At 32.2% G+C, this 13,657-nt stretch carries 11 protein-coding genes; 9 read left to right on the top strand and 2 right to left on the bottom strand.

Translation table 11 applies throughout. The annotated features are described in order from the left end of the window. Nucleotides 1-215: 215 nt before the first annotated feature. Together LQ611_RS13355 and LQ611_RS13350 are read left to right on the top strand one after the other, a co-directional pair. Nucleotides 216-1,472 carry a copper amine oxidase gene (locus LQ611_RS13355; protein WP_239709645.1) on the top strand — a complete coding sequence of 419 codons (1,257 nt, stop codon included), beginning with the start codon at nt 216-218 and terminating at the stop codon, nt 1,470-1,472. A 235-nt stretch (nt 1,473-1,707) separates the two neighbouring features. Beyond that, nucleotides 1,708-2,748 (top strand): NAD(P)-dependent alcohol dehydrogenase, encoded by a 1,041-nt coding sequence (locus LQ611_RS13350; RefSeq protein ID WP_239709648.1) that lies wholly within the window; start codon nt 1,708-1,710, stop codon nt 2,746-2,748. A 197-nt stretch (nt 2,749-2,945) separates the two neighbouring features. Here the strand turns inward: LQ611_RS13350 and LQ611_RS13345 are convergent, their stop codons facing one another. After that, entirely contained in the window at nt 2,946-3,926 is a 981-nt protein-coding gene (locus tag LQ611_RS13345; RefSeq protein ID WP_239709644.1) for a tRNA dihydrouridine synthase, read from the bottom strand. A gap of 220 nt (nt 3,927-4,146) precedes the next feature. Between LQ611_RS13345 and LQ611_RS13340 the strand changes: the two genes are divergently transcribed. From LQ611_RS13340 to LQ611_RS13310, 7 genes are all read left to right on the top strand, one after another. Next, complete coding sequence (locus LQ611_RS13340) at nt 4,147-5,544, top strand: MDR family MFS transporter (protein WP_239709643.1); 1,398 nt, start codon at nt 4,147-4,149, stop codon at nt 5,542-5,544. Between the two features lie 184 nt (nt 5,545-5,728). Then, complete coding sequence (locus LQ611_RS13335; RefSeq protein ID WP_239709642.1) at nt 5,729-6,598, top strand: alpha/beta hydrolase; 870 nt, start codon at nt 5,729-5,731, stop codon at nt 6,596-6,598. Between the two features lie 74 nt (nt 6,599-6,672). Then, nucleotides 6,673-7,203, top strand: a complete 531-nt coding sequence (locus LQ611_RS13330) for a GrpB family protein (protein ID WP_239709646.1) — start codon at nt 6,673-6,675, stop codon at nt 7,201-7,203. 182 nt (nt 7,204-7,385) lie between these two features. Further along, the gene (locus LQ611_RS13325) at nt 7,386-9,119 is read left to right on the top strand and encodes a DUF2075 domain-containing protein (RefSeq protein WP_239709641.1); all 1,734 of its coding nucleotides are present in this window, start codon (nt 7,386-7,388) and stop codon (nt 9,117-9,119) included. Continuing rightward, the gene (locus tag LQ611_RS13320) at nt 9,112-9,450 is read left to right on the top strand and encodes a nucleotide pyrophosphohydrolase (RefSeq protein WP_239709640.1); all 339 of its coding nucleotides are present in this window, start codon (nt 9,112-9,114) and stop codon (nt 9,448-9,450) included. Before LQ611_RS13325 ends, LQ611_RS13320 begins: the two co-directional genes overlap by 8 nt. 218 nt (nt 9,451-9,668) lie before the next feature. Further along, nucleotides 9,669-12,815: a DEAD/DEAH box helicase gene (locus tag LQ611_RS13315; protein WP_239709639.1), complete on the top strand. Its 3,147-nt coding sequence runs from the start codon at nt 9,669-9,671 to the stop codon at nt 12,813-12,815. Nucleotides 12,816-12,856: 41 nt separating this feature from the next. Then, nucleotides 12,857-13,483 (top strand): hypothetical protein, encoded by a 627-nt coding sequence (locus LQ611_RS13310; protein WP_107591131.1) that lies wholly within the window; start codon nt 12,857-12,859, stop codon nt 13,481-13,483. A 68-nt stretch (nt 13,484-13,551) separates the two neighbouring features. Here the strand turns inward: LQ611_RS13310 and LQ611_RS13305 are convergent. Beyond that, nucleotides 13,552-13,657: IS3 family transposase (locus tag LQ611_RS13305; RefSeq protein WP_239703223.1), on the bottom strand; the 106-nt coding region annotated here is incomplete at its 5' end.

Here is a 13,657-nt window from a genome sequence, read left to right as displayed (position 1 = left end):
GGCAATGTGGCTAGTAAAAGAGCCACAAATAGCCTAGATTAAACGTAGTTTAATCATGATTTTAGTGGAAATTATTAATCTATACAAAAAAACAAACTGAACTTATAAATTTAAGTTCAGTTTGTCCACAGTCTGAGAGATTACATTAATTAATGTGATCTCTTTTTTTATTTATTGCGTATACCATATGAACAAAAAAACAAAGGAGTGATTGGATGAATATTTCACAGAAAGTATTAGCCATGTCATTATCGGTTTCATTGTTAGGAGCTGGAACAAGTGTATCGCAAATTGCACAAGCACATGATGCGTCACATGAATCTGTTACAAAAACAGATAGTAAAGCAGTTGAATTAAGAAGTAATTTAGATATGTTGCTAAGTGAACATGCGTATTTAGCTACTGATACGATGAGAAAAGGTGCAGAAGGTTCTAAAGATTTTGATGCATCAGTAAAATCACTAAATATGAATACTAAAGATTTATCTAAAGCTATCGGTGATGTATATGGCCAAGAAGCAGGTAAAGAGTTTGAGAAAATGTGGGCAGAACATATTGGATACTTTGTAGATTATGTGAATGCTACAAATAATAGTGATGAAAATGCACGACAAGAAGCACTAAAGAACTTAGATAATTATAGAGAACACTTCTCACAATTTTTAGCATCAGCAACAGATGAAAAATTAGAAGCGAAAGGTTTATCAGAAGGTTTACAAATGCACGTGAATCAATTAGTAAGCGCATTTGATGCATCAGTAAATGGGGACTATGACAAAGCTTACAAATACGAAAGAGAATCCATTCATCACATGTATATGGTTAGTAAAGGATTATCAAATGCTATAACACAGCAGTTTTCTGAAGATTATCACCATACAAGTTTAACAACAAAAGCAGCCGATTTAAGATCAGATTTAAATTATTTAATGAGTGAACATGCTGTCTTAGCAGCCGATGCTATGCAAAATGGATATGATGGATCTAAAAATTACAAAGCATCAGTAAAAGCGATAGAAATGAATACAAAAGATCTATCAAAAGCAATAGAAGGTGCATATGGTAAAGAAGCGGGTATGGAATTCGATAAAATGTGGACAGAGCATATTGGGTATTTCGTTGATTACGTAGAAGCTTCAAAAAATAAAGACGAAGATGCTAAAAAAGAAGCAAAAAGCAACTTAGATAATTATAGTAAAGAATTTGGTGCGTTTCTATCTAAAGCTACAGATAATCAATTAAAGAGTGATGAGTTAGCTGAAGGATTGGGTATGCATGTGAATCAGTTGTTAGCTTCATTTGATGCTTATACTAAAGGAGATTATAAAACATCAACAATGAAAGTAAGAGAAGCGTATGCGCATATGTTTATGCCAGCTAAAGGTTTAAGTCAAGCAATCGTAATGCAAAATAAATCAAAATTTGAAATGGATATGCCAAAAGAAATGCCAGACACAGGTGCACAAAAATAAGTATATATAAGAAGAACTAGGCTAATTAAAAATTAATATACGGTTGGCAAACTGAACTCGAAATTATGAGTTCAGTTTGTTTATGGTTTTTATAACAATGAACGGAATTTTGAAATGATGGGGTTACTATTACGAGCAAGTCATATAAATTGACGATGCTTACACACGAGTCTAATATTATCAAAGAAGAATACGAATATAGTATTCTATCCAGTAAGTAACGGAGGAATTTATGATGCTAAATGCTAAAGCGAGAGCAGTAAGTAGTCCGGATTCTAATTTTTTTGCGACAGAAATTACGAGAAGAGATTTAGATAAACATGATATTTTGATAGAAATTAAATATGCAGGGATATGCCATTCTGATATTCACACTGCACATGGAGAATGGGGACCAGTGAACTATCCTTTAGTACCGGGTCATGAGATTGCGGGTATTGTTAAAGAAGTTGGTTCTGATGTAAGTAAATATCAAGTAGATGACCGTGTTGGTGTTGGCTGTATGGTTGATTCATGCGGCGAATGTGAACATTGTCAAAATGGCGAAGAACAATACTGCGAAAAAGGAATGGTTGGTACATATGCAGGTACTGACAGATATGGTGAACCTACGCAAGGTGGTTATTCAACACATATCGTCGTACATGAAGATTTCGTACTACGTATTCCAGATAATATTTCTTTAGATGAAGCAGCACCTTTACTTTGTGCAGGTATCACAACGTACTCACCTTTAAATCACTGGAAAGCATACGAAGGTAAAAATGTAGCTGTTATCGGTATGGGTGGACTTGGTCATATGGCCGTTCAAATTGCACATGCAATGGGCGCTGACGTAACAGTATTATCACGTACATTAAATAAAAAAGAAGACGGCTTGAAATTAGGCGCTTCTCATTATTATGCAACAAGTGATGAGTCAACATTTGAAGAACTTGCGAACTCATTTGATTTAATCATTAATACCGTAAGTGCTAACTTACCAATAGATGATTATCTTCAATTATTAAGATTAGACGGTACACTTGTAAACGTAGGTGCACCAGCAGAACCCGTATCATTACGCGTAGCAAACTTAATCGGTCACCGTAGATCATTTGCAGGTTCAGCAATTGGTGGTATAAGAGAAACACAAGAAATGTTAGACTTCTGTTCAGAACATAACATTAGACCACAAATCGAACTAATTTCAGCAGATCAAATAGACGAAGCATATGAAAGAGTCTTATCATCAAACGTTAAATATCGTTTCGTAATAGATACAAGTACTATGTAATAACGTAAAAGTGTCCATATGATGGGCACTTTTTTGATTAAAGGAGTGGTTAGTAACAGTTTGGCTGAGTTTTGTAACTAAGGCACCCGTTAATTACAGATTTCCTAACTTTTGTAACTAACTGACCCAACAATAACACCCAACAAAAAATCCCCTGCTAACGATAACGTTGACAGGGGATGATTTATTGATTCACTTTAAGATTCTACGACGTCTTCCATTTGGGATTCGAATTCATCTAGTAATGCGCGTACTTCGTCTGTTGTTTCTGTACTCATTAATTGATGTCTTAATTCGCTAGCGCCTCTCATGCTGCGGACGTATATTTTGAAGAATCTACGTAAGCTTTTGAATTGTCTTGTTTCACTTGTTGCGTATTTATCGAATAATGTGAGATGTAATCTGAGTAGGTCTAATAATTCTTTACTTGTATGTTCACGAGGTTCTTTCTCAAATGCGAATGGATTATTGAAGATACCTCTACCGATCATAACACCATCGATGCCGTATTTTTCAGCAAGTTCAAGACCTGTTTTTCTATCAGGAATATCACCGTTAATCGTTAACAATGTATTTGGTGCGATTTCGTCACGCAAATTCTTAATAGCTTCGATTAATTCCCAGTGTGCATCTACTTTACTCATTTCTTTACGCGTACGAAGGTGAATAGATAAGTTTGCGATATCTTGTTCGAAGACGTGCTTTAACCAATCTCTCCATTCTTCTATATCATAATAACCGAGGCGTGTCTTAACACTTACCGGTAGACCACCAGCTTTAGCTGCTTGAATAATTTCAGCCGCACGTTCAGGTCTTAGAATTAAGCCAGAACCTTTACCTTTGCCTGCAACATTTGCTACAGGACAGCCCATATTCAAATCAATACCTTTAAAGCCCATTTCTGCCATTCCGATACTCATTTCTCGGAAATGATCTGGCTTGTCGCCCCATATATGTGCGACGATAGGTTGTTCATCTTCACTAAAAGTTAAGCGTCCGCGAACACTGTGTATACCTTCAGGGTGACAAAAACTTTCCGTATTTGTAAATTCAGTGAAAAAGACATCTGGTCTCGCTGCTTCACTGACTACGTGACGAAAGACGATATCCGTAACGTCTTCCATAGGTGCCAAAATAAAAAATGGACGTGGCAATTCACTCCAAAAATTTTCTTTCATAATATATTTTAACCTTCTTATTTATTAATTTATTAAATATTTATCCATGATGATATTACCATAAAAGTGCAACTTATACAAAAGGATATTTACTCATTTTAATTCAGATTACTTGTCATAACATCTAAACATTTTGATACATAAAGCATGCATTTTGACTTTATCGTATGCCTTTGTATAACATGATGATATTAGAGAAAGATTTCGAGGAGATGTCGTCGTGGAAGAGTTGAAACAAAGGGATAAGACTTTGCTTATTACGATTTTGATGGTAGGGTCATTTGTGGCCATTTTGAATCAGACACTCATGACTACAGCCTTACCAAGTATTATGAAAGAAATGCATTTAACGAGTAGTACGGTACAATGGCTGACGTCTATATTTATGTTAGTGAACGGTATTATGATTCCGATTACTGCATATTTAACACAGCGATTTACAACTAGAACGTTATACTTTGCAGCTTTAACATTCTTTATAGTAGGTTCTATTATTTGTGTTATAACGGATCAATTCACCATCATACTCGCAGGACGTGCAGTTCAAGCTATGGGTGCTGGTATTATGATGCCTTTAATGCAAACAGTGTTATTCCTCGTTTATCCAGCAGATAAAAGAGGACAAGCAATGGGGATGTTTGGATTAGTCGTCGGTTTCGCACCAGCCATCGGTCCAACTCTATCAGGTTGGGTCGTATCTCAATACAGTTGGAAAGTGATATTCTATATTCTATTAGTTGTAGCTATTGTAGATTTATTATTTGCGATGAAGTTCGTTAAGAATGTAACAGATGTCACGAAACCGAAGCTTAATAAACTGTCTGTCACACTGTCGACATTAGGCTTTGCGGCATTGTTATTTGGCTTTAGTGAAGCGGGGAATTTAGGATGGCATCATCCTTTAGTGTATTCAATGATCATTGCAGGTATCGTCATCTTAACAATGTTTATCGTGAAACAATTAAGTATGACTGAGCCGTTTCTTAACGTTCGCGTCTTCACCTATAAATCCTTTACGATCAATATGATTATCGTCTGTATCGTCTTTGTTTCATTTATAGGAAGTCAAACAGTCCTGTCATTCTACTTACAAAATCTACACGGATATTCACCATTGATGTCAGGATTAGCACTCATGCCAGGTGGTATTATAACAGGTCTTCTTTCACCATTCACAGGTAAAATATTCGATAAATACGGTGGTAAGTTATTATCCATCATAGGCGTTTCAATAGTCGTGATTACATCATTTGCTTTCACACAACTCGATGCACACACATCATTCGCTTATGTCACAATATTCTTTGCCATTTCACTCGCAGCAAATGCGATGGTATTTAATCCATTAACAACAGCTGCGTTAAACAATTTATCACGTGAATTAGTACCACATGGAACATCGATGAATAATACAATGCGACAAGTAGGCGCAGCAATGGGTTCAGCAATATTAGTAACAGTTATGAACACAGCCATCTTAAACCCACATGAATATGGAATAGAAGGATTAGTACACGGCGTACGCGTCGCATACGTTGTTATCTGTATCGTAGCAATACTCGGATTAATATTAGCAATTATCAACCCAACATCTAAAAAAGGCTATAAAGAAGCATAATAATAAGAAGCATGGGAGCGGGACATATATTATGTCCCAGTCCTATGCTTATTTTTATAAGGAAAGCAGTGTGATATCAGACAACCCTCAGACTTACTCTTGGGGGGTTATAAGTAATACATAAGGAAATTTATGTAAACATACTTTATACTTAAATCAAAATGACAGAATTGAGGTTATCGTAGTGAAGAAGTTATGGATTTTGGGGATGGGTATCATTATTCTAATGATCGTTGGAATTATGATTATGACGAAACCATCTAACGAACATCATGCAACAACAGTTAAATCAACAGACTCAACTTATATAAATAGTCAAATACCGACACTATTTCTCCACGGTTATGCAGGAAGTGCGAATTCAGAGAAATATATGGTTCAACAAGCAAAGAAAAAAGGTGTCACAAAAGAAGTCATCACAGCATATGTATCTGATGATGGACAAGTTGAATTAAAAGGCAAACTAAAAAAAGAAGAGACTAATCCTATTGTACAAATAGAACTAGAAAATAATAAACAAGGCGATTTGGATCTTAATGCAGAATGGTTTAAAAACGTACTATCGAAACTACAAAGTGAATATGGCATTAAGAAGTTTAACTTTGTCGGACATTCGATGGGGAATTTATCATTTGCTAAATATATGTTGAAATACGGGGATGATGAAACATTACCTCAGTTGAATAAAGAAGTGAACATTGCCGGTACGTTTAACGGTGTATTAAATATGAATGAACAAGTAAATGAAATTAGTGTGGATAGAAGCGGTAAACCAAGTCGCATGAACCCACCATATCCAGACCTACAACAACTGAAAGACATCTATAAAGGACAAGAAATAGAAGTATTAAATATATATGGAGATATACAAGACGGCACCAACTCAGACGGACGCGTATCCAACAGCTCATCAAAGTCTTTAAAATATTTACTAGGAAATAGCCCGAAAAGCTATAAAGAATCTAAATACGAAGGCAAAACAGCCCAACACAGCGAACTACACGAAAACAAACAAGTCGCGAATGAAATTGTGGAGTTTCTGTGGGGGAGGTAGGGAGATTATATAGGTTTTGAAGACCTACATGTAATTATCGTGTGAAATTGATTAAAAAGGGGGAAGAAATGACTATGATTTTAGGATTAAAGAATGATGAAATTAGGTTAGAAAAATATACAGATAAATGGCATGATGAATTTATTAAAATCAAAAATGAACTATTAAAATATACACAGCTTAAGGAAAATCGCATTGAACATATCGGAAGTACATCAATACAGGGGATGTCAGCTAAACCGATATTAGACATTGTCGTAGGAGTAGATAATCTTAAGACAGTAGACGAAGAACTATTTAATTGCTTTAGAAAGGCTGGATTTTTAAGACTAAGAGTCGAAAAGCCAAACGAGATCGTACTTGCGAAGTTTACAGATGAAACGTACCAAGTAAAGACACACTTCATTCATTTAGTTGAGTATCAACAAGAGATATGGAATAATCTTATCTTTTTTAGAGACTATTTGAATTGGAATGAAGAAGCGAGAAAAGAATACTTGGATATAAAAACGTCTTACTTAAAAAATACTTCTTCAGGTATCAAAGAATATACGGATTTCAAAGAGGATTTTGTTAAGTCTATTTATAATAAAAGGATTAATTAACTATACTTTAAAGTATCTATTTCAAATAAATAATTGATAAAAGTATAATCAAAATTACATTTTTATAAGCATAAATTATAAAAAATTCGCTCTTTCTTATGAAATTTTTAAAAAAGTGGATAAAATTATCACAAAATTGATAAAATAGAATCTAATAGATGATACTTCAATAGGTGATAATAATGCGAAACTCTTTAAAGATAGAAAATATACAATATTCATTAGAAAATCTTAATAATTCAGTTCAAAAATGGCAAACTTCAGCAGATGGAAAATATTTATTACGTTATCCAACTGTATACATAATAAATGATAAGAAACGTGAAAATAATTTTGAAGTTTATGTTGGAGAAACAGCTGATATTAGAAATAGAACTCGTCAACATCTTAATGTAGATACAAAATTAAAACCATTTTGGGAAGATTTTTCTACTTCTAGTAATTCTTCTATGTATGTTATTGGTCATGAAATGTTTAATAAATCATTAACACTCGACATAGAAAATAGGTTGATGCAGTATTTATTAAGTGTGGATAATATTAGTAGAGTTCATAATAGTAGAACGAATCAACAGAATGAATATTATACATCAGAAAAACTAGATGAAATTTTCTCTGATATATGGGGAACATTAAATAAGAAAAATAAAATACTGTTTCCTATTGAAAGTATTATTAAAGATTCGGCAATATTTAAAGCATCACCTTTTCATAAATTAACACAAGAACAAATTAATGCTAAAGAAGAAATTCTAAATAAAATTAAAGAAGCAATTATTCTAGATGAAGAAGGGCAATTGCTAATCGTTGAGGGTGAAGCTGGATCTGGAAAAACAGTCCTAATGAGTACATTACTTTATGAGTTAAAGAAATATAATTTAAATTTAGATAAAGATTTAGATATTCATTTATCAGTAAATCATAATGAACATGTAACAATTTATAATCAAATTGCGACTAAATTAGGTATAACAAATAAAAAGAAAAATATTATTAATAAACCTACTAGTTTTATCAATAATCATTCACCAGATGAAAAAGTAGATGTAGTTATTGTAGACGAAGCTCACCTGCTGTTAACACAAGGTAAACAAAGTTACCGAGGAAAAAATCATCTACAAGATTTGCTAGAAAGAGCTAAAGTTGTCGTTATTGTTTTTGATATTAAGCAAATACTTACTACGGAACAAATATGGGATGTTGAAAAATTAAATGATTACATTGAGTGTGCAAAGAATAAAAATAATCATGTTACATTGAAAAATCAAATGCGCATTAATAGTGATGAAAAGACAGTAAAATGGATTAGAAATTTAGTTGATAATAAAAAAATTAATGACATTCCTAGAGATAAAAAAGGGTATGACATTAAGATTTTTGATTCACCCGAAGAATTAGAAAGTTGTATAAGAGAAAAAGCTCAAAGTACAGACAGTGGTATTTCAAGAATGCTTGCTACATTTGATTGGCAATATAATAATAATAAGTCTCCTGAAAATGAAGACTATTGGCGAGTCAAAGTTGGTAACTGGTCAATGCCATGGAATTATCAACTAAAGGTTAGTAGAAAGCAGAAGAATTTACCATGGGTCGAACAAGATCAAACAATAGATGAAATAGGGTCAACATTTACAATACAAGGCTTAGATTTAAACTATGCAGGTGTCATAATTGGACCATCAGTAAAATACAGAAATGGCGAAATTGTTTTTGATGAGAAAAGCAGTGCCAATAAAAAAGCGACACGTCGTAGAACTTTAGAAGACGGTTCAAAACAGCATTTCTCACAAATGCTTCTGAAAAATGAATTAAACGTTTTACTTACACGTGGTGTAAATGGTTTATATATTTATGCAGTAGATGAACAATTAAGAGAAGCACTAAAAAAAGCATCTAAAGGTGATAATAATGGGTGAAAATAAAAAAATATTAGAAGAGATTAATCAGTTTAGAGATGAGCGTAGTTGGAGACAATTTCATAATGAAAAAGATTTGTCCTTATCGATAAGTTTAGAAGCGGCAGAACTACTTGAGTTATTTCAATGGAAATCTTCAGAAGAAGTAGTAGGTAATAAGCAAGAGAGATTAGCAGAAGAATTGGCAGATGTATTAATATATAGCTATATGTTAGCAGATAACTTAGACTTTGATATTAATGATATCATTCGAAAGAAACTAAAAAAGAATGCTGAAAAGTATCCTGTAGACAAAAGTAAGAATAGAAATAATAAATATAATGATTTGTAAATAGGTGTGGTAGAAATATAAATTACAGATATTCATAAGTGACATATCTAATTTAGAAGACCTGCAATATAGCTTATGCTATGTTGTAGGTCTTTTATTATAAATAGTATTTAATGACTTTTTAATATATTAATCAATAAATTTCATTCCTTTTATGATTTTATGTCAGAATATTGTTAAAATAATATATAAAATCATAAGAGTTAGGATGGAACTTAATGGATAATTTAGTGAATAATACATTATCAGCTTGGTTGCTTATTGAGTCATTAGAGCCTGGAGAAGTTAAATATACAGATCATAGTGTCTTAAATAAGAGTGTGTTTTTAAACAATGAAAATCAAGAGAAGCTTCAATCGTTTCCAAGTTATTATGATATCTGGAATGCAGATAGATTTAAATTATCTGAGCGTGCTAAGAATAACGGCAAACTCAGTTTTAGATTATATAGAAATTGTTTTATGTATAAAGAGATAGATGAAGAAATTCGAGATATATTTAAAGACGATAGAGAGATTTTTAATCTTAATAAGACTAAGTGTTATGGATATTCATTTAAAACTGATGATACTGGAAAAGTTATTTCTGATAGTTTACATATTCCTATGATCATGAGTGCACTAAAGGAAATTAGAAAAAATAAAAGTGCTGATATTGAAGAAATGTTCAATGACTCTAAAGATAAATTTGAGAAAAAGTTCTCTGAAATTATCGCAAATGAACCTATTGATGAAAGTAAATTAAATCGTTTGGATGAAGCTTATAGTGAATACTTTGCAGTATTAACTTCAAAAAATTCAGGCATGTATGAACATTATTTTGCTATAGAGTACTTTCGAAAAAATGAATTACCTACACCTGAATTTAATAGCTTTTATATAAGTGATATTGAAAGGGCACGTAAAGATCCTAACGCGACATTAAATGCCTTTATTGAAGGGTTAGATCATTCTAAGAGAACTGATGTTAATGATAATAAAGAACTGATAGACAAATTCTTAAATCCAGAAAATTTACCAGATGGTCGTTGGCCATCTCAGATAGAGTATCAATTATCTTTGATGCAACAAGTAGCTGTAAATTGTATTACGAGTAGTAATGAATATATTAGTTCAGTAAACGGTCCTCCTGGTACAGGTAAGACAACTTTATTGAAAGATATATTTGCACATTTAGTAGTCGAAAGAGCCAAAGCTTTATCAAAATTAGATAGCCCGAAAGATGCATTTGAATTTATAAAGATACACGATACAGACTCTAAACCAATTAATATGTTAAAAGAAGAATTCACTCAATATAAAATGGTCGTTGCTTCTAGTAATAATGGTGCAGTTGAAAATATATCTAAAGATTTACCTAAATTAGGCGAAGTTGTTCGAAAGGGTAATAAAACAAAATATCCAGATAAAGAAGAAGTTTATACAAAAGAAATTGAAGCTTTAAATAGCTTTAGTGATGTTGCATCAGGTTTAATTGGAGAGCCGGCATGGGGTTTGTTTTCAGGTGCTCTAGGTAAAAAGGACAACATTGATCATGTTATGAAATATGTTGTTGATGGTGATTCAGAAAGCAATAATAAGCCATTAACAAAAATACTTCAAGATGAGAATAAATCGATAAAAGATTCATTCATATCAAAATGGAAAGCATGCAAGAAAGAATTTGAAGATGAATTGAAGATTGTTCATGAACTGAAAAAATCATCTATTGAAGCTTACAATAAATATAAAGAAAATGAAAAAGTGTTATCTGAAGAAAATGCTTTAAAAGAAGAATTAAAAACTCTTTCTGAGCAAAATAAGAAATATGAGAAAAGTTTAGAAGATTTAACGATTGAACTAAATCATGTAAATAAAGATATTCATAGTATAAAAGAACGAATTGATAATATTGAAGAAATTTCTCAAGCGAAGAATTCACAAGGATTTCTAGATAAAATCATTGCTAAATTTAGTAATAATGAAATTGATGATGAACATAAAGAAGAGAAAATTAGGTTACTTGAGGAAAAGAAAGAATGTCTTACTAAACGTAGTGAAATTGAAGAAGAAATTAGAAAAATAGAAATCAATATCAAAGAAAATGAACAAAAAATCGAAAATAAAGAAACGAATTTAAATATTTACACTGAAAAACTAATGAAATTTAGAGAGTATAAAAAGAATAGCAAAGTGAAGTTTCCAGAAGGTGATTTCTGGAGTGAGGATAATTATAATAAACGTCAAACAATGAATTTATGGAATTCTGATGAGTTACAATACCACAGAGGTTTATTATTTATAAAATCAATGAAACTTCACAAACTACTGTTATCAGCAAATAACGGAACAATTTATTATGCGTTATTAGACTTTAAAAAGCGCAATGCGATTATGGATTCAGAACCAGAACGTGTAAAGAATGCATGGAATATATTGCATCTGATTTTTCCATTAATAAGTACGACATTTGCAAGTTTCAATAATTTATATAGAGGTCTTCCAAAAGATTTTATAGATTATCTGTTTATAGATGAAGCGGGTCAGGCTAAACCACAACAAGCTGTAGGAGCACTTTATCGTTCTAAAAGAGCTGTTATAGTTGGTGATCCAATCCAGTTAGAACCAGTTGTGACATTAGAACCGAACTTAATAGAGAATATAAGAAAAGGGTATAATATACATGAGCACTTATTGTCGGTTGAATCTTCAGTCCAATCAATAGCAGATTTAGCAAATCAATATGGTTATTGGAAGCCACAAATTGACGAAGATGAAAACAATAAGACTTGGATAGGTATACCATTATGGGTACATAGACGTTGCTTAGATCCAATGTTTACAATAGCTAATCAAATAGCTTATAACAACAAGATGGTTCAAGGTAATACTGGTAATATAGGTAAAACGGGATGGCTCGATATTAAAGGTGCTGCAACATCTAGACAATATGTTAAAGAACATGGTGAAAGAGTAGTCGATCTGCTGATTAATGATTGGAAAGAAGCAGTTGAAAGAGGTGGGTATGAACCAAGTGTATTTGTCATTTCACCATTCACAGAAGTACAATCTAGAATTAAAAGTTTAACGAGAAATAAGTTATATAGTATTTATAATAATGACAAAGAGAAAATACGTAAATGGGTAAATAAATCTATTGGTACAGTTCATACATTCCAAGGTAAAGAAGCGAACAAAGTATACTTTGTAGTCGGTACTGACGATACTCAAAATGGCGCAGTAAATTGGTCATGTGAAAAGCCAAATCTATTAAATGTAGCCGTAACAAGAGCCAAAAAAGAATTTTATATAGTAGGAGATCAAGACAGAATTAAATCAAGACCATATTATAGTACGATCAATGAAAATTTGAATGTTGAACTATAATATATTTCCTAGGAAATGAATATTATAAGGTGGTTACAATGATGAATAAGCATTTCACAGAAGTAGAAGTTATCGAACATCTTGTAAAGGCATATAAGGAAGCAGGGAAGCCTACTTACCCTCATGAGAATTTATATCGAGGACGTAATCATAGTATATCAGGTATTGGAGAAGACTTACTGGGTACTTATTTGATTAGTAGATTGGAAGGTGTCCAAATCTTTATTGATCAGCCTTTATCTATGAATGATAAATCTTTAAGTACAAGATATCTGGATTTATTAATTTGTGAAGATAATGTAATTAAGAATATACTCGAAGTTAAAATGGATTTAGGATACCAAAGGAAAGATTTTATAAATTATTGCCTAAAGAAAGAAAAATGGATTTCAAATATCGTAGGAAAACAGTGTGTATTGTCTAGAAAGAGAGAAGACAGAATTCCTATGAATATAGCTGATGATATTAAATTTCATGTCGTGATTTACAGTGAAAACAATGGACCGAAGCGGTTTGATGAAGAAATCATGCCTATCATTAAAGAAACATGTCCACACATTGAAGTATATGTCCTAACAAGTGGGCAGCACCCTAATTTAGCAGATATTGATCTTGAAGGTATTAATATTAATAAATATGAATTTGAAAGACTCGTAAATGCATTATAAAAAACAGAGCATCCTCCACGTTATGGCACTGCACCCTTACTAAGGGAGCACAATATAAACACTATTTTCTAGGCTGCTAATTTCCTATATTCTATAGGGGATAAGTAGCCTAGTTTTTGTTGAATTCTAACTTTATTATAGTTTTCAATGTAATTTTCGACAATATCTATTACA

The sequence above is a fragment of the Mammaliicoccus sp. L-M44 genome (assembly GCF_022386355.1).
In the GTDB taxonomy this organism is placed as follows: domain Bacteria; phylum Bacillota; class Bacilli; order Staphylococcales; family Staphylococcaceae; genus Mammaliicoccus; species Mammaliicoccus sciuri_A.
Note: the sequence above shows the minus strand (reverse complement) of the source record. Positions and strands in the feature narration are given on the sequence as shown.